This is a genomic window from Pseudocitrobacter sp. 73, assembly GCF_008369545.1.
Lineage (GTDB): Bacteria > Pseudomonadota > Gammaproteobacteria > Enterobacterales > Enterobacteriaceae > Pseudocitrobacter > Pseudocitrobacter vendiensis.
The window spans coordinates 88,056-109,539 of the sequence record NZ_VTZO01000016.1 but is presented as its reverse complement, the minus strand read 5'-3'; the positions used below and the strand labels follow the sequence as shown (position 1 = coordinate 109,539).

17 protein-coding genes are annotated in these 21,484 nt (G+C 54.1%); 3 read left to right on the top strand and 14 right to left on the bottom strand.

The window, feature by feature from the left end:
- The first annotated feature begins 48 nt into the window (after positions 1-48).
- The gene (locus tag F0Q32_RS17820) at positions 49-1,407 is read left to right on the top strand and encodes a glycoside-pentoside-hexuronide (GPH):cation symporter (RefSeq protein ID WP_149464133.1); all 1,359 of its coding nucleotides are present in this window, start codon (positions 49-51) and stop codon (positions 1,405-1,407) included.
- A gap of 87 nt (positions 1,408-1,494) precedes the next feature.
- Here the strand turns inward: F0Q32_RS17820 and F0Q32_RS17815 are convergent, their stop codons facing one another.
- The 3 genes from F0Q32_RS17815 to glpE are packed head-to-tail and all read right to left on the bottom strand — an operon-like array spanning position 1,495 to position 3,494.
- Positions 1,495-2,259 carry a DeoR/GlpR family transcriptional regulator gene (locus F0Q32_RS17815; protein WP_149464132.1) on the bottom strand — a complete coding sequence of 255 codons (765 nt, stop codon included), beginning with the start codon at positions 2,257-2,259 and terminating at the stop codon, positions 1,495-1,497.
- Between the two features lie 18 nt (positions 2,260-2,277).
- Complete coding sequence (glpG, locus tag F0Q32_RS17810; protein WP_149464131.1) at positions 2,278-3,108, bottom strand: rhomboid family intramembrane serine protease GlpG; 831 nt, start codon at positions 3,106-3,108, stop codon at positions 2,278-2,280.
- 56 nt (positions 3,109-3,164) lie between these two features.
- Positions 3,165-3,494, bottom strand: coding sequence for a thiosulfate sulfurtransferase GlpE (gene glpE / locus F0Q32_RS17805; RefSeq protein WP_015962658.1), 330 nt, complete (start codon positions 3,492-3,494; stop codon positions 3,165-3,167).
- 201 nt (positions 3,495-3,695) lie between these two features.
- On the opposite strand from glpE, the gene glpD reads away from it, so the two are divergent.
- Positions 3,696-5,204: a glycerol-3-phosphate dehydrogenase gene (gene glpD, locus F0Q32_RS17800; RefSeq protein WP_149464130.1), complete on the top strand. Its 1,509-nt coding sequence runs from the start codon at positions 3,696-3,698 to the stop codon at positions 5,202-5,204.
- A gap of 43 nt (positions 5,205-5,247) precedes the next feature.
- Here glpD and F0Q32_RS17795 read toward each other — a convergent pair whose 3' ends face one another.
- The 9 genes from F0Q32_RS17795 to asd all read right to left on the bottom strand — a co-directional run bounded on the left by F0Q32_RS17795 (position 5,248) and on the right by asd (position 18,579).
- Entirely contained in the window at positions 5,248-5,463 is a 216-nt protein-coding gene (locus F0Q32_RS17795; protein ID WP_149464129.1) for a hypothetical protein, read from the bottom strand.
- A 1-nt stretch (position 5,464) separates the two neighbouring features.
- Positions 5,465-6,178 carry a hypothetical protein gene (locus F0Q32_RS17790; protein WP_149464128.1) on the bottom strand — a complete coding sequence of 238 codons (714 nt, stop codon included), beginning with the start codon at positions 6,176-6,178 and terminating at the stop codon, positions 5,465-5,467.
- Position 6,179: 1 nt separating this feature from the next.
- On the bottom strand, positions 6,180-7,679 hold the full coding sequence (locus F0Q32_RS17785; RefSeq protein ID WP_149464127.1) for a PstS family phosphate ABC transporter substrate-binding protein: 1,500 nt from the start codon (positions 7,677-7,679) through the stop codon (positions 6,180-6,182).
- 126 nt (positions 7,680-7,805) lie between these two features.
- Positions 7,806-10,253, bottom strand: coding sequence for a glycogen phosphorylase (glgP, locus tag F0Q32_RS17780; RefSeq protein WP_149464126.1), 2,448 nt, complete (start codon positions 10,251-10,253; stop codon positions 7,806-7,808).
- Positions 10,254-10,270: 17 nt separating this feature from the next.
- Complete coding sequence (gene glgA / locus F0Q32_RS17775; protein ID WP_149464125.1) at positions 10,271-11,704, bottom strand: glycogen synthase GlgA; 1,434 nt, start codon at positions 11,702-11,704, stop codon at positions 10,271-10,273.
- Positions 11,704-12,999, bottom strand: a complete 1,296-nt coding sequence (gene glgC / locus F0Q32_RS17770) for a glucose-1-phosphate adenylyltransferase (protein ID WP_149464124.1) — start codon at positions 12,997-12,999, stop codon at positions 11,704-11,706. Before glgC ends, glgA begins: the two co-directional genes overlap by 1 nt.
- A gap of 55 nt (positions 13,000-13,054) precedes the next feature.
- Positions 13,055-15,031, bottom strand: a complete 1,977-nt coding sequence (glgX, locus tag F0Q32_RS17765; protein WP_149464123.1) for a glycogen debranching protein GlgX — start codon at positions 15,029-15,031, stop codon at positions 13,055-13,057.
- Positions 15,028-17,214 carry a 1,4-alpha-glucan branching enzyme gene (gene glgB / locus F0Q32_RS17760; protein ID WP_149464122.1) on the bottom strand — a complete coding sequence of 729 codons (2,187 nt, stop codon included), beginning with the start codon at positions 17,212-17,214 and terminating at the stop codon, positions 15,028-15,030. Before glgB ends, glgX begins: the two co-directional genes overlap by 4 nt.
- A gap of 258 nt (positions 17,215-17,472) precedes the next feature.
- Complete coding sequence (gene asd / locus F0Q32_RS17755) at positions 17,473-18,579, bottom strand: aspartate-semialdehyde dehydrogenase (RefSeq protein WP_149464121.1); 1,107 nt, start codon at positions 18,577-18,579, stop codon at positions 17,473-17,475.
- A 231-nt stretch (positions 18,580-18,810) separates the two neighbouring features.
- Between asd and F0Q32_RS17750 the strand changes: the two genes are divergently transcribed.
- Positions 18,811-19,404 carry a YhgN family NAAT transporter gene (locus tag F0Q32_RS17750; RefSeq protein WP_108476567.1) on the top strand — a complete coding sequence of 198 codons (594 nt, stop codon included), beginning with the start codon at positions 18,811-18,813 and terminating at the stop codon, positions 19,402-19,404.
- Positions 19,405-19,559: 155 nt separating this feature from the next.
- On the opposite strand, the gene gntU is transcribed toward F0Q32_RS17750, so the two are convergent.
- Together gntU and gntK are read right to left on the bottom strand one after the other, a co-directional pair.
- A complete protein-coding gene (gene gntU, locus F0Q32_RS17745) occupies positions 19,560-20,900 on the bottom strand; it encodes a gluconate transporter (protein ID WP_108476565.1) in 1,341 nt (446 codons plus the stop codon).
- Positions 20,897-21,430 carry a gluconokinase gene (gene gntK / locus F0Q32_RS17740; RefSeq protein WP_149464120.1) on the bottom strand — a complete coding sequence of 178 codons (534 nt, stop codon included), beginning with the start codon at positions 21,428-21,430 and terminating at the stop codon, positions 20,897-20,899. Before gntK ends, gntU begins: the two co-directional genes overlap by 4 nt.
- Positions 21,431-21,484 lie beyond the last annotated feature (54 nt).

Here is a 21,484-nt window from a genome sequence, read left to right as displayed (position 1 = left end):
CTTTTATAACTACTGCTGCGAGTTGGCACGTTATAAAAGGGTGATTATATGTCGGCATTAACCGAAAAAGTCAGTGCTAAAGAGAAGTTTGGATTTGGTTTGGGCGATGCCGCAAGCCATATTGTTTTCGATTCCTCTGTTGCTATTCTGGCGTACTTCTACACAAATATTTATGGCTTACCCCCGGCAGTCATGGGGACACTATTTTTAGCCGTGAGGGTGCTGGATGCGATTACCGACCCCATTATGGGGGCAATTGCGGATCAGACAAAAAGTCGCTGGGGGCGCTTCCGCCCCTGGTTATTAATTATCTGCGTACCGTTTGCCGTAAGCTGTATTCTGGTTTATTCCACACCAGACTTTGACCAGACAGGAAAAATTATCTACGCCGTCATCGCCTATATATTTATGACACTGATGTATACCGCGATTAATATTCCTTACTGCTCATTAGGTGCGGCCATTACCGCAGACCCGTCAGAAAACCTCTCTCTGCAATCCTGGCGTTTCGCTATTGCGCCAATCGGTGGTGCAATGGGGACAGCGCTGATTCTGCCACTGGCAGATTTCCTCGCACCGGGCGATCGCGCAAGCGGTATGCAATGGGCGATGGGGATATTCGGCGCAATTGGTTGCATCATGTTCTTGATCTGCTTCATGACCACGAAAGAGCGTATCGAGCCGGTAAAAGAAGAGAACCTCAATATTCTGCGCGATGTGAAAATCCTGGTAAAAAACGATCAGTGGTGGATACTGTCGGTTTATAACCTGGCGATGCTGTGCGGTGTGGTGGTGCGTGGCAGTTTGCTGGTCTATTTCGTGCAATATATTCTGAATCAGGGTAGCAGCGTTATTTCCCTGTTTATGCTGGCGACGACGGTTGCTGCGGTGGTCGGAAGCCTGGCCGCAAAACCATTGGGTTCAAAGGTGTGCAAAATTCGCGCCTCCGTGTGGGTAAACATGCTGAGTGCGTTAATTGGTTTGCTGTTCCTCGTGCTGCCGAGCGAATATTGGGTGCCGGCATTTATCGTGCACATTATTCTGAACGTGTTGCAGGGTATTAACGCCCCGCTGCAGTGGTCAATGATCACCGATGCCAACAACTATGGCGAATGGAAAACTCAGCGTCGTATTACTGGTATGAACGTCGCAGCGAATATTTTCATCATCAAACTGGGTGTGGCAATTGGTGGCGCGTTAACAGGCTGGGGCCTGGCTTTCTACGGCTACCAGGCAGGCGTGGAGCAACAATCCGCCGAAGCGATTCGCGGCGTACTGATTCTGTTTACCGTGTTACCGGCTATCTTCTATCTGATTACCGCGATTTCCATTCGCTACTATCAACTGACGGAAGACAAAATGAAGACCATCGTGACTGACCTGAGCAAAGGGCAGTTCCAGATGTAACCGATGCCGAATGGCGGCTACGCCTTATCCGGCCTACCGATTGTTTGTAGGCCGGATAAGCGAAGCGCCATCCGGCACTTCTCACCGTTACGCCCGGCACAACTCCAGCTGGATGTTATGTTCGGCAATCACCTTCATTACCCCATCCGGCGGCAACACATCTGTGTAGACTGCATCCACCATGCTGATACTGCCCATATTCACCATCGCGTTGCGGCCAAACTTAGAATGGTCAACCACCAGCATCACATGACGCGAGTTCTCAATGATTGCACGCTTGGTGCGCACTTCATGGTAATCAAACTCAAGCAGCGAACCGTCGCTGTCGATACCGCTGATCCCCAGGATGCCGAAATCAAGGCGGAACTGGGAGATAAAATCGAGTGTGGCTTCACCGATAATTCCACCGTCACGGCTACGCAATTCGCCGCCCGCGAGGATAATACGGAAATCCTCTTTCACCATCAGGGTGTTCGCCACATTGAGGTTATTGGTGACGATACGCAGGTCGCTATGATTGAGCAGAGCGTGGGCGACCGCTTCCGGCGTGGTACCGATATCGATAAACAGCGTAGAGCCGTTAGGGATTTCGCTGGCCACCTTGCGGGCAATGCGCTCTTTCTCCGCCGTCTGCGTCGATTTTCGGTCGTGCCACGAGGCGTTTACCGAACTTGAAGGTAGCGCCGCGCCGCCGTGGTGGCGCAGGATCATCTTCTGCTCCGCCAGGTCGTTCAGGTCGCGGCGGATGGTTTGTGGGCTTACGGAAAAGTGCTCCACCAGCTCTTCAGTGCTGACGTAGCCCTGCAATTTGACCAGCTCAATTATCGCGTCATGACGTTGTGTTTGTTTCATGGTGAGTCCCTGAAAAAATTACGCGCGCTTTCGCGCATTTAGCGTATCGACAAACGCCATCGCCAGTCCGACCACCAGGCCGGTAACATGTGCGCCATTGGCAATCGACATGCCAAAAAGATCAAACCAACCGGCAACCAGCCAGACCAACGAAAAGATAATCAACCCGCGCTGCAGGTAAATACCGCTGTCCGGGTCGCGCTCACCGCGCAGCCAGACGTAACCCATCAGCGCATACACCACGCCAGACAGCCCACCAAACCAGGGGCCACTAAACTGGTGCTGGATAAAACCGCTCAACAGCGCGCTGATCGCGGTGATCACCACCAGTTTACCGCTGCCGATGCGTTTCTCCACCGCCCCGCCGAGATACCACCACCACAGCAGGTTAAACAGAATATGCAGCACCGAGAAGTGCATGAGCGCGTGGCTGAAGTAACGCCAGGCTTCAAACTGCACCGAGCTGTCATAGGGCCAGGCCAGCCACATCATCACGGCCTGATCGCCCACCACGTTCATCAGGACAAAAACCAGAATACAGGCGATCATCACCGTCATGGTCACCGGACCGGCATTGGCCTTCAGCGTTTCGAGGAACGGAAAACGACGATAGTGCAGCCCACTGTTGGTGTGGCCCGATTGCCAGCTCGCCGCCAGATAACGCGGGTCTGCCGGGTTTTCCAGAAAACGGTTCAACTCGGCGCGCACGCGCTCGGCCTGGCTTTCATCGGCGAGCCACACATCACTCTGAGTATGTTGTTGTATTGTCAGGATAACACCCTGCGTCGCCATGTAGTCCACAAAGGCCTGGGCGACGCGCGGATTCGTAAAAGAGGTAATCATCAACATGCAGAGGGTCGCTTATTCCACACAAAGGGGGACAGTATAACATCGCATTCAAATGCCTAAAGCGCGATGTGTTCAACCTCTGCCGGGAAGTGGCGATGCCAGGCGTCGAAGCCGCCGTCCACGCTGTAGACTTCATCGTAGCCCTGCTGTAGCAGATATTGCGCTGCGCCTTTGCTGCTGTTGCCGTGATAGCACATCACCATCACCGGCGTGTCAAAATCATTGTCGCGCATAAACGCGCCCAGCGTATCGTTGGTCAGATGAAACGCACCCGGTGTGTGGCCCAGCGCATAGCTCTGCGGGTCACGAATATCGACCAGCACGGCCGTCTGCTGGCGTAACTTCTGGTGCGCTTCTTCTACATTGATACACACAAACTGTTCCATGGTTTCTCTTCTCTTTATTGCAGGTGGGCGAACTCACGCCATTTTACCGCCAAGTGTACGTCCTGACGGCAGTGAAACGCCAATATGTTACACACATCACTGTAAATTGTTTTTTTGATGTTACCGAACGCGCGTTTGTTTGCTATTATTTTCGTTATCGAGCATTATTGAGCTATAACGAAAGTGAACGAGGTAGCGAGCATGGAAACCAAAGATCTGATTGTGATAGGTGGCGGGATCAACGGCGCAGGGATCGCAGCGGATGCCGCCGGGCGCGGATTATCCGTTTTGATGCTGGAAGCGCAGGATCTGGCATGCGCCACCTCCAGCGCCAGTTCTAAGCTCATCCACGGCGGCCTGCGCTACCTTGAACACTATGAATTCCGCCTGGTGAGCGAAGCGCTCGCCGAACGGGAAGTGCTGTTAAAAATGGCACCTCATATCGCTTTCCCGATGCGTTTTCGTCTGCCGCATCGCCCGCATCTGCGTCCAGCCTGGATGATCCGTATTGGTTTGTTTATGTACGATCACCTGGGCAAACGCACCAGTCTGCCGGGCTCGACTGGTTTGCGTTTTGGCGCAGAATCGGTCCTCAAGCCGGAAATCGTGCGCGGATTCGAATATTCCGACTGCTGGGTCGACGATGCGCGCCTGGTACTCGCCAACGCGCAAATGGTAGCGCGTAAAGGTGGCGAGGTACTGACCCGCACCCGCGCCACCTCCGCTCGCCGTGAAAATGGCCTGTGGATTGTGGAAGCGGAAGACATCGATACCGGTAAAAAATACACCTGGCAGGCGCGTGGCCTGGTCAACGCCACCGGCCCGTGGGTGAAACAGTTCTTCGATGACGGCATGCACCTTCCCTCGCCTTACGGTATTCGCCTGATCAAAGGCAGCCACATTGTGGTGCCGCGCGTGCATACGCAGAAACAGGCCTACATCCTGCAAAACGAAGATAAGCGTATTGTGTTCGTTATCCCGTGGATGGATGAGTTTTCGATTATCGGTACCACCGACCAGGAGTATCACGGCGATCCGAAGAATGTCGAAATCGACGAAGGGGAAATCAGCTATTTGCTGAAGGTCTATAACGCGCACTTTAAAAAACAACTGGGGCGCGACGATATCGTCTGGACTTACTCTGGTGTTCGTCCGCTGTGCGATGATGAATCAGATTCACCGCAGGCCATTACCCGCGACTACACGCTGGACGTACACGACGTCGATAACCAGGCCCCGCTTCTGTCGGTGTTCGGCGGAAAGCTCACCACCTATCGCAAGCTGGCAGAGCACGCGCTGGAGAAACTGGCGCCGTATTACAAAAATATCGGCCCGGCATGGACCAAAAGCGCGACACTGCCCGGTGGCGACATCAACGGCGACCGCGACGACTACGCGGCTACCCTGCGCCGCCGCTATCCGTTTATCAGTGAATCGCTGGCACGCCACTTCGCCCGCACCTACGGCAGTAACAGCGAGTTGTTACTGGGCCAGGCGAAAAGCGTGGCTGATTTAGGCGAAGATTTCGGTCATGAGTTTTATGAAGCCGAACTGCGTTATCTGGTTGAACATGAATGGGTTCGCCGCGCCGATGACGCGCTGTGGCGCAGGACTAAGCAGGGAATGTGGCTGAACGCGGAACAGCAGTCACGCGTAGCACAATGGCTGCTGCAAAACGCGGGAAAGCGTGAACTGTCGCTGGCGTCTTAACAGAATGCCGGGTAAGGCGTTGCCGTACCCGGCGTTGTCTCTGCTACAAATCTGACATCGCGCACAAACACTCATCAATCATCCAGTCATTTAATAATGCATAAGGGATGGCGCGTAGCGAGGTTAGCTGTAACACCTTTTGCTGTTGTTTATTGAGGCAGTATTCACAGCACACCACAAATTGTTTAGGCACCGTATACCGACGGAAGGTGTGATAAATCTGTTCAATCAGATTAAGCATAGCGGGGCTGGGTTGCATATTACTTCCTCCGCTTTTGTGAGCGCGTAAAGGGTATATACACAAAGCTCGCATTAGCCGCATTCAGCCTAATGAGGGTACTGCGCGACAAAGAAAAACTGGGGCGAACACAGTTATCCTCACAGGAGTGGCATCCTTCATCCGTACAGTTTGTTGAGGAATAATTACGGCAGTAGTACGTCAGCGTCGCCAGCTTCTTGCGGAATCCGCGCAGGCTGTTATCCCCATGAAATTTTAGCGCTTCTCTGAAGACCCAATGAGTGTATATATCCTCAATCCAGGAGGTGCATTCCCTAAGTGGGCGGCAGGCAATGATTGTTCGCTCATCAGGATTTTTCATTGCCGAGAAATGAACGGTAAAGTCATCTGTTGTGTTGAGTTCACACGTGATATCAGGCACATCGCTAATATAAGGATCAAAACCAAACTCAGCCCCGCTGGCACAAAGCCGACTGATAGTCGCAGGGGCGATGGAAAACCCAGGCCAGATATGACTCGAGGACAAACCGACATTCAGAGTGACATCATAACGGTGCAAGCCATCAAGTCCTGCTACACCAACAAACTTTTCCCCTTCGTCCAGTGCCTGATTAATCAGGCGTGGAACCATATCCTCATCCCAATATGCTGATTCGCAATTAGCAATGGTGATTTCAACGCCGGTGTAGGGATCGGTGCCGACGAGGTCGGCAAATAATCTATCAACTGATTCCATGTTACTGCCCTGAGTTAGCGAGTGCTTCATACATCGGCACATACCCCACATCCTGCACCAGCCTTTGTCCCTGTGGGCTTAAAAACCACTCGACTACTTTCTGAGTTTCCGTAGTTGGGTTTTCCTGAGTAACCATATAAACACCCGCGCCCCAGGGATAAACGTTGTTGTGAATGTTCTCAGCCGTGGGGGCAATGCCATTAATCGCCAGCAGTTTGACGCCCTCACGGGCATGCATCCGCGTGGCGTAATAACGGAAGGTGTAACCAATCGCGCCGGGGGTATCCTGATATTGCGCCACCACATCCAACAGTTCGCCCATTTGGTTAGCAACCTTCATCTCCCTGGGTTTGAGCATTGGCATCCCCTTCATGACCTTCGCCAGCATGACGGTCTGACTACCTGACCCCTCGGGCCGCTGCCAGGGCTCAATTTCCACATCCAGACCGCCGACCTGTTGCCAGTTGGTAATTTTGCCGCTGAAAATATCGCGGACCTGCTCAGTGGTGAGGCTGTTAATGGGGTTATTTTTGTTGACGATAAAGACAAACGCTTCACGTGCGAGCGGTGTGTAGGTCAACTTAACGCCCATTTTCTGCGCATCTGATTTCTGTCCGGCAGAAGGCTGTGCGACGAAAATAATATCGACATTGCCTTTGATAATATTTTCCCAGGCAGTCGGCGTGCGCGAATTGAGCAGGTATTTCTGCTCATCAAACCGTTTCGGTAAAACGTTAAGCGCATAAAACGCAGACGCATAGAGAGGATAGCCCGCCGTCGCGCCGTCCATCCGCGGCCAGTTGTGGGTGACTTGTAACGCGGGTTCGCCCTGAAGCGGGATGAGTTCGTTATGCCATTTATCAGGCCGGTAGTTGCGGGTATCACGCTCTTCATAAATAACGTTGGGATATTTGAGTTGCTGCTGCCACGCCTGGTACGCCGCGTAAGTTGAGGCTAAGGCGATAAGAAAAAGAATGATGCTTCGGCAGATGCCAGCTTTGTTTGTGAAGAAACACCGCCTGAACGACCAACCATAGCCGAGCGTAAAGCTTAGCTGCGAACAAACCGGTATCAGCAGACTTCCCCAGTACCATTGGCAGACAAGTGTAACGATATGAATCCCCATCCAGGGGAACAATACGGCGAGTGTTCCACTACCCATCGTGTAAAAACGGAGGTCAGCCTGATGTAATGCGTAAATCCATCCCAACAATGCCAGGAGCGCGGGCAGTAACAGAATCACATGCCGCCAGATGAGGTTCTCTTCCGGCGCGTTATCTCTCGACCAAATGCGACCACCTAAAAACATCAGATTGCAAACGGCGAGCAGCAGCAATGCGGAAGGAAGCCCATCCGTCTCTTTTGCCAGACCAAGCCCCTCTAAAACATAAGCGATAATGGCAACACAGAGTCCACAGAATAATGCCAGGCAGTGCACCAGAATGGGCACACCGATAAAAGCCATGATCAGAGACAGAAATATCCATTTTATGTTTTTCATTGTGCAATCCGCATTTCCCTGCGAAAAGGCAATTGTAAATCACGACAACCTACTTATGCCCCACGCACTTTTCCGAAATATGCACGTAAAAAAGGGGCCATTCGGCCCCTTCGCATTTTTAGTGAATTACAATCTCACCGGATCAATATGCCAGATATTTTTGGCGTATTCCTGGATGGTACGGTCTGACGAGAAGTAGCCCATATTGGCGATGTTATGCATCGCTTTGGTCGTCCACTCTTCCGGGTTACGGTAAAGCTCATCGACTTTATCCTGTGTATCGATATAGCTACGGTAATCCGCCAGCACCTGATAGTGGTCGCCGAAGTTGATCAGAGAATCAACCAGGTCGCGGTAACGTCCCGGCTCCTCCGGGCTGAACAGCCCGCTGCCGATTTGCGTCAGCACCTGATGCAGCTCTTCATCCTGCTCGTAGTAGTCACGCGGTTTGTAGCCGTTACGACGCAACTCCTCCACCTCTTCGGCGGTGTTACCGAAGATGAAGATATTGTCTTCGCCCACTTTCTCCTGCATCTCGACGTTTGCGCCATCCAACGTACCGATGGTCAACGCACCATTAAGCGCAAACTTCATGTTACTGGTACCGGACGCTTCCGTTCCTGCCAGCGAGATCTGCTCGGAGAGATCGGCCGCCGGAATGATCACCTGCGCGAGACTGACGCTGTAGTTCGGCACAAATACCACTTTCAGCTTGTCGCCAATTTGCGGATCGTTGTTGATCACATTGGCAACATCGTTGATCAGGTGGATGATGTGCTTCGCCATGTAGTACGCCGACGCCGCCTTTCCGGCAAAGATGTTCACACGCGGTACCCACTCCGCCGTCGGGTCAGCTTTGATACGGTTGTATCGTGTTATCACGTGCAGCACGTTCATTAACTGACGTTTGTATTCGTGGATACGCTTAATCTGCACATCAAACAGCGCGTTCGGGTTGACCACCACATTGAGATGTTGGGCAATCGCCGCCGCCAGCCGTTTTTTGTTTTCCAGCTTGGCGCGATGTACTGCCTGATTTACCGTCGGGTAATCGATATGCTGTTCGAGGTCACTCAGCTGGCTAAGGTCGGTACGCCAGGTGCGGCCAATGTTCTCATCCAGCACCTCTGACAGCGACGGGTTCGCCAGCGCCAGCCAGCGGCGCGGCGTGACGCCGTTGGTGACGTTGGTAAAGCGCATCGGGAAGATGGTCGCGAAGTCAGCAAACAGTGATTGCACCATTAGATTGGAGTGCAATTCAGACACACCGTTCACCTTGTGGCTGGCGACGACTGCAAGCCAGGCCATGCGCACGCGACGCCCGTTAGATTCATCAATGATGGAGGTACGGCTTAGCATCCCCATATCCTGCGGGTATTGCTCTTGCAGGGTTTTAAGGAAGTAGTCGTTGATTTCAAAGATGATTTGCAAGTGACGTGGCAGAATCTTACCGAGCATGTCGACCGGCCACGTTTCCAGCGCTTCGCTCATCAGCGTGTGGTTGGTGTAAGAGAAGACCTGGCAGGTCACCTCAAACGCGTCATCCCAGCTGAATTTGTGCTCATCAATTAACAGGCGCATCAGCTCAGGAATGGACAGCACCGGGTGGGTGTCGTTGAGGTGAATCGCGATTTTATCCGCCAGGTTGGCATAGGTTTTATGCAACTGGTAGTGACGGCTTAAAATATCCTGAATGGTGGCGGAAACGAGGAAATACTCCTGACGCAGACGCAGTTCGCGGCCCGAATAGGTGGAGTCATCCGGGTAGAGAACGCGGGAGACGTTTTCCGAGTGGTTTTTGTCTTCCACCGCTGCGAAGTAATCACCCTGGTTAAATTTACCGAGGTTGATTTCACTGCTTGCCTGAGCGCTCCACAGACGCAGCGTGTTGGTCGCGTCGGTGTCATAGCCAGGAATGATTTGGTCGTAGGCTTCGGCGATAATTTCTTCGGTTTCGACCCAGCGGCTCTTTTTGCCTTCCTGCTGGATACGGCCGCCAAAGCGCACTTTGTAGCGGGTGTTATGACGTTCGAACTCCCACGGGTTACCGTATTCCAGCCAGTAATCCGGCGATTCTTTCTGGCGACCATCGACGATGTTCTGGCGGAACATGCCGTAGTCGTAGCGGATGCCGTAGCCGCGCCCTGGTAGACCAAGGGTAGCGAGGGAATCCAGGAAGCAGGCCGCCAGTCGGCCTAAGCCGCCGTTGCCGAGCCCTGGGTCGTTTTCTTCGTCAATCAACTCTTCAAGGTCTAACCCCATCCCTTCCAGCGCGTTTTTGACATCTTCATAGATGCCGAGGGATAACAGCGCGTTGGAAAGGGTGCGGCCAATCAAAAACTCCATCGACAGGTAATAAACCTGCCGCGTTTCCTGAGAAAGTTGTGCGCGGTTGGAGCGCAACCAGCGCTCCACCATGCGGTCACGCACCGCAAACAGCGTGGCGTTCAGCCACTCATGTTTGTTGGCAATGGCCGGATCTTTCCCAATTGTGAACATCAGCTTATAGGCAATAGAGTGCTTGAGAGCCTCAACGCTAAGAGTCGGTGATGCATAGCTAAATGGCGCATTCATAGAAATGGTTCCTGTGATTACATCAAGCGTTGATAAAGCTCGCGGTAAGAGTGCGCCGCGACTTGCCAGCTAAAATCCACGCTCATCGCCTGACGCTGTACATAGCGCCAGAGCGATGGGCGAGACCACAACACGAAAGCACGCCGGATGGCTCGCAATAGCGACCAGGCATTACTGTCCTCAAAGACAAAACCGCTGGCGACACCATCGGCCAGGTTTTCCAGCGAACTGTCTGAGACCGTATCCGCCAGGCCACCGGTACGACGCACAAGCGGTAGCGTGCCGTACTTCAGGCCATAGAGCTGCGTTAAGCCGCAAGGCTCAAAACGGCTCGGCACGAGGATGACGTCCGCGCCGCCCATAATGCGGTGCGAGAAGGCTTCGTGATAGCCGATCTGGACGCCAACCTGCCCCGGATGCTCCGCCGCAGCCGCAAGGAAGCCTTCCTGCAGAACAGGATCGCCGGCCCCCAGCAGCGCCAGTTGCCCGCCTTGTTCCAGCAAACCCGGTAGAGCTTCCAGAACAAGATCCAGACCCTTCTGGCTGGTTAATCGGCTGACAACGGCAAAAAGCGGCACTTTATCGTTAACATTAAGGCCCATCGCAATTTGTAGCTGGCGTTTGTTTTCCGCTTTCTCCTCAAGAGTATCGCGGTTATATCGAGACGCCAGCAGTATGTCCTTTTCCGGACTCCATACGTTGTCATCCACGCCATTCAGGATGCCGGAAAGACGGCCTTCCTGGTGGCGCTGGCGCAGCAATCCTTCCATGCCGTAAGCAAACTGTGGTTCGGTAATCTCTCGTGCATAGGTTGGGCTCACCGCCGTGATGTGATCGGCGTAGTAGAGCCCTGCTTTCAGGAACGAAATCTGGCCGTTAAACTCCAGCCCGTGCATGTTGAAGAACGACCACGGCAGATCAATGTCATTCATGTGATGCGCATAGAACATGCCCTGGTAAGCCAGGTTATGCACCGTAAACACCGACTTCGCCGGGCGACCACGCGCCGCCAGGTAAGCCGGGGCCAGGCCCGCATGCCAGTCGTGCGCGTGCACCACTTCCGGACGCCAGAACGGATCAAGCCCGCAAGCCATCTCGCAGCCTACCCACCCCAGCAGCGCAAAGCGCAGAACGTTATCGGTGTAGGCATGCAGGTTAGTATCGTGGTACGGGCTCCCCGGGCGGTCATACAAATGCGGCGCGTCGATCAGGTAAATGCCCACGCCGTTAAAATGCCCGAACAGCAGCGTAATCGGCCCGGCAAACGTCTGACGGCGCGTAACGACCTGCGCATCCGTGATGCCCCGGCGGATATCCGGAAAACCTGGTAACAGCACGCGCGTATCCGTTCCATCAGCAATTTGCGCTGCAGGCAGCGCGCCAATAACATCAGCCAGACCGCCAGTTTTCAGTAACGGGAACATCTCTGAACAAACATGTAAAACCTGCATTATCGCTCCTGTTTGACCTGCAATTTGCGCAGCATGTCACGCGTTACCAGCACAATCCCCTCTTCCGAGCGGTAGAAACGGCGTGCATCGTCTTCCGCATTTTCACCAATCACCATTCCTTCTGGAATGACGCAGGCGCGGTCGATAACGCAACGGCGTAAGCGGCATGAGCGGCCAACCCAAACGTCCGGTAATAAGACTGCCGAATCAATGTTACAGAACGAGTTCACGCGTACGCGCGGGAACAGTACCGATTGCACCACCACGGAACCTGAAATAATGCAGCCGCCGGAGACCAGCGAGTTCAGGGTCATGCCGTGGCTACCGGAGCGGTCCTGAACGAATTTCGCTGGCGGCAGAGATTCCATGTGAGTACGAATCGGCCAGTTCTGGTCATACATGTCCAGTTCGGGCGTGACGGACGCCAGGTCAAGGTTCGCTTTCCAGTACGCTTCCAGCGTACCCACGTCACGCCAGTACGGTTCTGCATTGGGGTCAGACTGTACGCAGGAGAGTGGGAATGGATGTGCATAAGCCATGCCAGCTTTGGTGATTTTCGGGATGATGTCTTTGCCGAAGTCGTGGCTGGAGTTTTCGTCCAGATCGTCTTCTTTAAGCAGCTCATAAAGATATTCAGCATCAAAGACATAGATACCCATACTGGCGAGGGATTTGCTCGGGTCGTTGGGCATGGCCGGTGGATTAGCCGGTTTCTCGACGAAGTCGATTATCTTCTCACTTTCGTCTACCGCCATAACGCCAAATGCCGTTGCTTCTTCAATGGGCACTGGCATGCACGCCACGGTGCAGCGCGCGCCTTTTTCGACGTGGTCGATAAGCATGCGCGAGTAATCTTGTTTGTAGATATGGTCGCCCGCGAGGATCACCACATATTCCGCTTTATAGCGATTGATGATGTCGAGGTTCTGGGTTACCGCATCGGCGGTACCGCGATACCAGTTTTCGCCATGTACGCGCTGCTGCGCCGGCAGAAGATCGACAAACTCGTTCATCTCTTCGCTAAAGAAGGACCAGCCGCGCTGGATGTGTTGTACGAGCGTGTGTGACTGATACTGCGTAATCACGCCAATACGACGAATCCCTGAGTTGATGCAGTTCGACAGCGCAAAGTCGATGATGCGGAATTTCCCGCCAAAGTGCACCGCCGGTTTCGCACGCTTGATGGTGAGATCTTTTAAGCGCGTGCCGCGGCCACCCGCGAGGATCAGCGCAACCGTTTTATTCGGTAACTGGCGCGCCAGCATTAAGGGATCGTTTTTTTCCAGCCTAACCATGATTAACTCCTTTTGTTGCTCGTCTTCATCCGCTATCTGCGGAATGTTTCAGAGCCTATGACCTTTGAAATACGCACACTCCGTGCGCGGGCCCATGCCAGACAGCCATGACGACCGGATTATCCTCTCCGGCGAAGGGGGGAACAGCACGCCACTCCCCCTCAGGTAAAACGAGTGTAGCCACGTCGTGCGTCGCATTGAGCGTAATAAGCCAGCGATGGGAAAGCAGAACTTGCATCCGCCTTACGCCGTTTTGCCACTCATCAGGATGCAGCGGTTGCGCATGTTGATTGAGCCACTGCACATTGCCGTCTCCCTCCTGCCACCAGGTATCCTGCGTTAAGGCAGGGATGGTCTGGCGCAGATGAATCAGCGCGGCGGTAAATGCGGTAAGCCCGGCATTGGCGTTTTCCCAATCCAGCCAGGTCAACGGATTGTCCTGGCAGTAGGCGTTGTTATTACCGTGCTGGCTATGACCATGTTCGTCACCGGCCAGCAGCATCGGTGTCCCCTGAGACAGCAGTAGCATTGTGAGCAGCGCATGTACACTGGCCCGACGGCGCTCAATAATGTCCAGGTTACCACCTAATCCTTCTATACCATGATTATTGCTATGGTTATTGCTAGTGCCGTCGCGATTTTCCTCACCGTTGGCTTCGTTATGCTTATTATTGAAGCAAACGCAGTCACGCAGCGTGAAGCCATCGTGCGCCGTCACCAGATTCACCGCAGCCGACGGGCTACGCCCCCCTCGCGCAAAAACGTCGCTGGAGGCGGCAAAACGTTGGGCAAACTCGCCCAACGAGAGATTTTCCTGCAACCAAAAACGGCGCATTGCATCGCGAAAATGGTCGTTCCATTCCACAAACGGCGGCGGGAAATTACCCACCTGATAACCGCCCATCCCGATATCCCACGGCTCAGCAATCAGCTTCACCGCAGACAGAACCGGGTCGTGTTTAATGGCTTCGAACAGTGGCGCATCCTGACGAAATTCCGGCGTACGTCCCATAACGGTCGCTAAATCGAAGCGAAAACCATCAACATGGCAGACATCTACCCAAAAACGCAGGCACTGACGGGCATACTCCACGCCGCCAGAATGACTGAGGTTGAGCGTGTTCCCACACCCCGTCCAGTTGTGGTAATCACCATCTTCCCTGATCCAATAATAGCTACGGTTATCAATTCCGCGCAGCGAGAAGGTCGGACCATCAAGGTCAATCTCCGCGCTGTGGTTCAGCACAACGTCAAGAATCACTTCAATTCCGGCACGGTGCAGCGCTTTTATAGCATCGCGAAATTCATCCAGCGCGCGCTCGGGCGAACTGGCGTAGCGCGGGTCGAGGGCAAACATCGCCATCGGGTTGTAGCCCCAGTAATTGCTTAACCCCATGCGTTGCAGGCGCGGTTCGCTGGCAAAATGCGCTACTGGCATCAGCTCCAGCGCGGTAATACCCAACGTTTTGAAGTAGTTAATCATCACCGGGTGAGCGAGCGCTTTATAGGTGCCGCGAATTTCCTGCGGAATCCCCGGATGGCGATAGGTCAGCCCCTTTACATGCGCTTCGTAGATGACAGTTTTGCCCCACGCGGTACGCGGTGGCGCGTCGTCTTCCCACTGATAATCCAGCGCAGCCACGACCGATTTCGGCGCGATCGCTGCGCTGTCGCTGTTATCCGGCTGCTGATGCCCGCCGTGCAGGGTTGGATCATCGTTCAGCGCGCCATCGACCCGAAAGCAGCATGGGTCGATAAGCAGTTTCGCCGGGTTAAAGCGGTGGCCCTGCGCAGGGTCCCACGGCCCGTGGACGCGATAGCCATAACGTAGCCCCGGGCGCGCTTTTGGCAGATATCCGTGCCAGACATCACCACTGCGCGCAGGTAAGTCGTAGCGCGACTCGTTGCCCTGCGCATCGAACACGCAGAGTTCCACCCGCTCGGCATGGGCAGAGAAGAGCGTGAAATTCACGCCCTTGCCGTCATAGCGCGCGCCTAACGGCGTGGGTGTTCCTGCTGCGAGTACAGTCATTCCCCCTCCCGGACCAGCCAGATAGTCGACAGCGGCGGCAGCGTCAGGCTCAGGGAGTGCTCACGACCGTGGCTGGCAATATGGTCACTGTGCACCACGCCGCCATTCCCGGCATTACTGCCGTGATAGTGTGCCGAGTCAGTATTCAGCTCTTCGCGCCAGCTACCCGGCTGATTGATACCAAAACGATAATCATGGCGCGGCACCGGCGTAAAGTTACTGGCGACGATCAGTTCATTGCCTTGCTTGTCACGACGCACAAAGATAAAGACCGAACGCGCGTGGTCATCGACCACCAGCCATTCGAAGCCGTACGGGTCAAAATCCAGCTCGTGCAGCGCTTTATGGTGGCGATAGGTGTGGTTCAGGTCGCGAACCAATCGCTGAACGCCGTGGTGCCAGTTGTCGCCGCCTTCCAGCAGATGCCAGTCGAGACTGCCGTCGTGGTTCCACTCGCGCCCCTGAGCAAACTCATTGCCCATAAACAGCAGCTTTTTACCCGGGAAGGCGAAGAGCCAGCCGTAGTAGGCGCGCAGGTTGGCAAACTTCTGCCAGGCATCGCCCGGCATACGGTCGAGAATCGATTTCTTTCCGTGGACGACTTCATCATGCGACAGAGGCAGCACGAAGTTTTCCGTGTAGTTATAAAGCAGCCCAAAGGTCATTTTGTCGTGATGATACTGACGATAGACCGGGTCAAGCTTCATGTAGTCGAGCGTGTCGTGCATCCAGCCCAGATTCCACTTGTACCAGAAACCCAGGCCGCCGGTTTCCTGCGGGCGCGAAACGCCGGGAAAATCGGTCGACTCTTCTGCCATACTTACCGCACCGGGTACCTGCTCACCCAGCACGCGGTTGGTATTGCGCAGGAATTCAATCGCTTGCAGGTTTTCGCGGCCACCAAATTCATTGGGGATCCACTCGCCCTCTTTACGGCTATAGTCGCGGTAGATCATGGAAGCTACCGCATCCACGCGCAGTGCATCGATGCCAAAGCGTTCTATCCAGTACAGCGCATTACCCGTCAGATAGTTGCTGACTTCACGGCGGCCATAGTTGTAAATCAGGGTATTCCAGTCCTGATGGTAGCCTTCACGCGGGTCATCATGTTCGTAGAGTTTGGTGCCATCGAACTCCGCCAGCGCAAAGTCATCCGACGGGAAATGGCCAGGCACCCAGTCGAGAATCACGTTCAGACCGGCAGCGTGCGCGGCATTGATAAAGTAACGGAAATCTTCGCGCGTACCGAAACGGCGCGTCGGTGCGTACAGTCCGGTTGGCTGGTAGCCCCAGCTTCCGTCGAACGGATGCTCGTTAACAGGCAGCAGTTCCAGATGGGTGAAGCCCATCCATTTAGCGTAAGGCACTAACTGGTCTGCCAGCTCACGATAGCTCAGCCAGAAGTTGTTATCCGTATGGCGACGCCAGGAACCGAGATGCACTTCATAAATGGAAATCGGCGCATCGAAGCCATTTGCTTTCTTACGCTCTTCCGTCTGCACCACTTTTTCCGGCAAGCCGCAAATCAGCGATGCCGTTTCGGGGCGCATCTGGGCTTCAAAGGCGTAGGGGTCCGCTTTGATACGAAGCTGGCCATGTGCGTCAATCATCTCAAACTTATAGAGCTGACCATTGTGCGCGCCGGGCACAAACAGTTCCCAAATCCCCGTTTCTTTACGCAGACGCATCGGATGACGACGACCATCCCAGTAGTTGAACTGCCCAACCACAGAGACGCGACGGGCATTCGGGGCCCACACCGAGAAACGCGTGCCGGTAACGCCGTCCATTGTGTCGGCATGCGCACCCAGCGTCTCGTACGGACGCAGGTGTGTGCCTTCAGACAACAGCCATGCGTCCATCTCCTGCAGCAGCGGGCCGAAGCGATAAGGGTCGTCGATCAGATTCTGCTGACCATGCCAAACCACCGCCAGTTGATAACGAAATGGATTTTTACGTCGCGGCAGAACGCCGCAAAAGAAACCGCGCGAGTCTAAACACTCGAGCTTACCGACTTTACGCCCGGTTTTCGGTTCGATAACCCAGACATCAGTCGCATCAGGTAAAAGCGCCCGGACTTCCAGCCCTGCTTCGGTACTATGCATACCCAAAACGGAAAAAGGATCCGCAAAATGGCCAGCAATTAGCGCGTTAATCACGTCTCTATCAATACGATCGGACATGGTTCATCATCCTGTTATATGAGTGTCGTCTCGTTCCAGTTATGTGGACGACATTTTTGACCTGCACGGCACAGCACAATGTGCTTCCTCTCTGCACCGCCCAACCTTCAGCCAAGGTCACAAATATGGAACCTTGCTTACAGCATAGCCAACGCTTTATTTAACCTCAGAGAAAAATGAATACATTCGCGTTTACTCCTTGTAGTACGCAAAACCTATCAGATGTAAACAGGGGGGCATAAAGCCCCCCTGAGAATATTAAGCCAGCTGACGCAGCATGCGGCGCAGCGGTTCTGCTGCCCCCCACAGTAGCTGGTCGCCAACCGTAAAGGCAGAAAGATACTCCGGCCCCATGTTCAGTTTACGCAAACGCCCAACCGGCGTGGTCAGCGTGCCGGTGACCGCCGCTGGGGTCAGCTCGCGCATGGTGATGTCACGATCGTTCGGGATGACTTTCGCCCACGGGTTGTGAGCCGCCAGCAGCTCTTCAACGGTGGCGATAGAAATATCTTTTTTCAGTTTCAGCGTGAAGGCCTGGCTGTGACAACGCAGCGCGCCGACACGGACGCACAGGCCGTCAACCGGGATGGTGGACGCGGTGGCGAGGATTTTGTTGGTCTCGGCCTGGCCTTTCCATTCTTCACGGCTCTGGCCGTTATCGAGTTGTTTGTCGATCCACGGGATCAGGCTACCTGCCAGCGGTACGCCGAAGTTATCGACCGCCAGATCGCCACTGCGCGTCAGCGCCGTGACTTTACGTTCGATATCGAGAATGGCGGAAGCCGGATTCGCCAGTTCATCAGCGACATGATTGTGCAACTGGCCCATTTGGGTCAGCAGTTCGCGCATATGACGCGCACCGCCGCCGGAGGCCGCCTGATAGGTAGCAACGGACGCCCACTCCACCAGGTCGTTAGCGAACAGGCCGCCTAAGGACATCAGCATCAGGCTGACGGTGCAGTTGCCGCCCACAAAGGTTTTCACGCCGTTGTTCAGGCCATCGGTGATGACTTTCTGGTTGACCGGGTCAAGAATGATAATGGCATCATCTTTCATGCGCAGCGACGAAGCCGCGTCAATCCAGTAGCCCTGCCAACCGCTTTCACGAAGCTTTGGATAGATTTCGTTGGTATAATCGCCGCCCTGGCAGGTGACAATAATGTCCAGGGCCTTCAGCGCGTCAAGATCGTAAGCATCCTGCAGCGTACCACCGGTGGTGGTGCCAAAAGACGGCGCCGCCTGCCCAAGCTGGGAGGTGGAGAAGAAGACCGGGCGAATGGCGTCGAAATCGCGCTCTTCCACCATGCGTTGCATGAGTACAGAGCCGACCATTCCACGCCAGCCGATAAAACCAACATTTTTCATAACGTTTTTTCCTGCAGAGATGTGCTGTTAATGCCACCAGATCCGGTGCGACATCCTTCACATTACAAAAAGCAGCCAAAGTCGCAAGTGAAATTAATCAATGATTGCAAAGCAATCAGAAATGCAACTTATTACCCCCATTTTGGGAGCCAACACGCGCCACTTCGGAAACCTTTCCATCGGCTACGTGCTTAGCAGAAAATCCGCAATGATTATCAGGGAATTTAGGTTATGAATGAAATCTTTTCTGCATCCGTTTTGTTGATCCTGATTATGGATCCATTAGGAAACTTGCCGATTTTTATGTCGGTATTAAAACACACGGAACCCAGGCGCCGCAGGGCGATCATGATACGTGAGCTTTTAATCGCACTTCTCGTCATGCTGATTTTCCTGTTCGCCGGCGAGAAGATTTTGGCCTTTTTGAACCTGCGTGCCGAAACGGTTTCTATCTCTGGCGGCATCATTCTGTTTTTGATTGCCATTAAGATGATATTTCCGAGTAGTTCCGAAAATAGTTCCGGTTTACCGGCGGGTGAAGAGCCGTTTATTGTGCCGCTCGCCATTCCGCTGGTCGCCGGGCCGACCCTTCTGGCGACGTTAATGCTGCTCTCGCATCAATATCCCAACAATATAAGCCACCTCGTTATCGCGTTACTGATTGCCTGGGGCGGCACGGTAGCGATTCTGCTGCAATCGTCGCTGTTCTTACGGCTGCTGGGCGAGAAAGGCGTGAACGCACTGGAGCGCCTGATGGGGCTGATTCTGGTAATGATGGCAACCCAGATGTTCCTGGACGGTATTCGGATGTGGATGAAGGGCTGATAGCCCGGACCGACGCCGGGTGGCGGCTGCGCCTTACCCAGCCTACAACAATTTCGCCACCCCGTAGGCCCGGTAAGCAAAGCGCCACCGGGCATTTTCGCCAATAAAAAAGGGCTTCCATCGGGAAGCCCTTTCGCAATAACGTTCTGTAAAACCTAGCTCAGCAGGGTAAACGCAATCATACCGACAATCGCGCCCACGGTACCGAGGATGGTTTCCATCATGGTCCAGGTTTTCAGCGTCTGTGCTTCAGTGGCGTTAGTGAACTTACCGAATAACCAGAAACCAGCATCGTTCACGTGGCTGACCACAATCGAGCCGCCCGCGATACAGATAGAGAGCGCCGCCATCTGCGCGCCGTTGTAGTTCAGTTGTTCGATAACTGGCATTACCAGACCAACCGCCGTTAAGCAGGCAACCGTTGCAGAACCCTGAATGATACGTACCGCAGCCGCCAGGATGAAGCAGGTCAGCGCAATCGGCAGACCCATACCGGTCAGTGCTTCGCCCAGTGCCGGGCCTACGCCGGAGTCAACCAGAACCTGTTTGAACACGCCACCTGCACCGATAACCAGCAGGATAATGCCCGCAGGTTGCAGCGCGTGACCACAGATTTCCATCACTTTGTCTTTCGCCATACCCTGACGATACGCCAGGCCATAAATAGCAACCAGACACGCAATCAGGATTGCGGTGAAGGGGTGACCGATAAATTCAAACCATTCGTATGCGGTAGAACCTTCAGCGACAAAGCGCGCCGCAATGGTTTTCAGGCCAACCAGCACCAGCGGCAGCAGAATCAGCGCGAGGCTGAAACCGAACGACGGCATTTTTCCTTCGCCCAGGTGCGGCTCGGTGATGTCTTCCGGAATGCTCAGCTCAACGTAGCGGCTGATAAAGTTGCCCCACAGCGGGCCGGCAATGATCATGCCCGGGATCGCCGCGCACAGACCAATCAGGATCATCCAACCAAAATCGGCGTGCATCTGGGAAGCCAGCAGCATCGGTGCAGGCCCAGGCAGCAGGAACGCCGCCGCCGCCGCAACACCGGCAAACAGAGGAATCACCAGTTTCACCAGGTTCGTCCCGGTGTGACGCGCCATAGAGAACGCGACGCTAATCAGAAGCACAATCGCCACTTCGAAGAACAGCGGCAGTGCACAAATCAGACCCGCCAGGCCAATCGCATAGTGCGCGCGGTTGTGGCCAAAAGATTTCAGCATTTTGACGGCAATCTGATCGACTGCGCCCGTTTCATGCAGAATTTTGCCGAACATCGCGCCCAGCGCGACCACGATAGCCAGGAAGCCCAGCGTACCGCCCATCCCCTTTTCCATGGTTTGCGCGATCTTAATCAGCGGCATACCCGAGAAAAGACCTGCACCAATAGAAACCACCATCAAAGCCAGGAAGGCGTGCATACGCGCCTTCATGACTAAAAACAACAGCAGTAGAACAGAGCCTACTGCTGTTAAAACCAGCGTTAAAGTTGTCACGCGTTACTGCCTTTGTTAATCACTTCAATAGTACTGTTGATAACGCCTTCCAGCGGCTGATCGATATCAACCACCAGCACATCACGTTCATCCGCATTCGGTTCCTGCAGCGTTTCGAACTGCGTCACCAGCATTTGCGTTTTGAAGAAGTGACCTTTACGTGCCTTCAAACGGCTTTCGATCAGATCGAAATCGCCTTTCAGGTACACGAAGGAGAGATTCGGGTTACCTTCACGCAGAATGTCGCGGTACGCTTTTTTCAGCGCAGAGCAGACAATCAGGGAAACTTTGTTAGTACGTTGCATAGCGAATGCGGCGTCGTTCAGCGCTTGCAGCCACGGTTTACGGTCGTCGTCGTTCAGCGGTTCGCCGGAGGACATTTTGACGATGTTGCAACGCGGATGAAGGAAATCGCCATCAAGAAACGCGGCATTCAGTCGATGCGCCACTTCACTGGCGACTGCGGATTTACCACTGCCAGATACGCCCATCAGAACGTAGACATGGTGATCATGATTAGTCGTGCTCAAAGCGTCCTCCTGCTGGACACAAGAATTTGTTACGGGTAACTGTTATCGGTAACA

Bases quoted from the DNA above. Each gene is read 5' to 3' on its own strand.
- glgA (WP_149464125.1), bottom strand. From the start codon at position 11,704: ATGCAGGTTTTACATGTTTGTTCAGAGATGTTCCCGTTACTGAAAACT.
- F0Q32_RS17750 (WP_108476567.1), top strand. From the start codon at position 18,811: ATGAATGAAATCTTTTCTGCATCCGTTTTGTTGATCCTGATTATGGAT.
- F0Q32_RS17795 (WP_149464129.1), bottom strand. From the start codon at position 5,463: ATGCAACCCAGCCCCGCTATGCTTAATCTGATTGAACAGATTTATCAC.
- F0Q32_RS17820 (WP_149464133.1), top strand. From the start codon at position 49: ATGTCGGCATTAACCGAAAAAGTCAGTGCTAAAGAGAAGTTTGGATTT.
- glgP (WP_149464126.1), bottom strand. From the start codon at position 10,253: ATGAATGCGCCATTTAGCTATGCATCACCGACTCTTAGCGTTGAGGCT.
- F0Q32_RS17815 (WP_149464132.1), bottom strand. From the start codon at position 2,259: ATGAAACAAACACAACGTCATGACGCGATAATTGAGCTGGTCAAATTG.
- F0Q32_RS17785 (WP_149464127.1), bottom strand. From the start codon at position 7,679: ATGAAAAACATAAAATGGATATTTCTGTCTCTGATCATGGCTTTTATC.
- asd (WP_149464121.1), bottom strand. From the start codon at position 18,579: ATGAAAAATGTTGGTTTTATCGGCTGGCGTGGAATGGTCGGCTCTGTA.
- glgC (WP_149464124.1), bottom strand. From the start codon at position 12,999: ATGGTTAGGCTGGAAAAAAACGATCCCTTAATGCTGGCGCGCCAGTTA.
- glgB (WP_149464122.1), bottom strand. From the start codon at position 17,214: ATGTCCGATCGTATTGATAGAGACGTGATTAACGCGCTAATTGCTGGC.
- glpG (WP_149464131.1), bottom strand. From the start codon at position 3,108: ATGTTGATGATTACCTCTTTTACGAATCCGCGCGTCGCCCAGGCCTTT.
- glpD (WP_149464130.1), top strand. From the start codon at position 3,696: ATGGAAACCAAAGATCTGATTGTGATAGGTGGCGGGATCAACGGCGCA.
- glgX (WP_149464123.1), bottom strand. From the start codon at position 15,031: ATGACTGTACTCGCAGCAGGAACACCCACGCCGTTAGGCGCGCGCTAT.
- F0Q32_RS17790 (WP_149464128.1), bottom strand. From the start codon at position 6,178: ATGGAATCAGTTGATAGATTATTTGCCGACCTCGTCGGCACCGATCCC.
- glpE (WP_015962658.1), bottom strand. From the start codon at position 3,494: ATGGAACAGTTTGTGTGTATCAATGTAGAAGAAGCGCACCAGAAGTTA.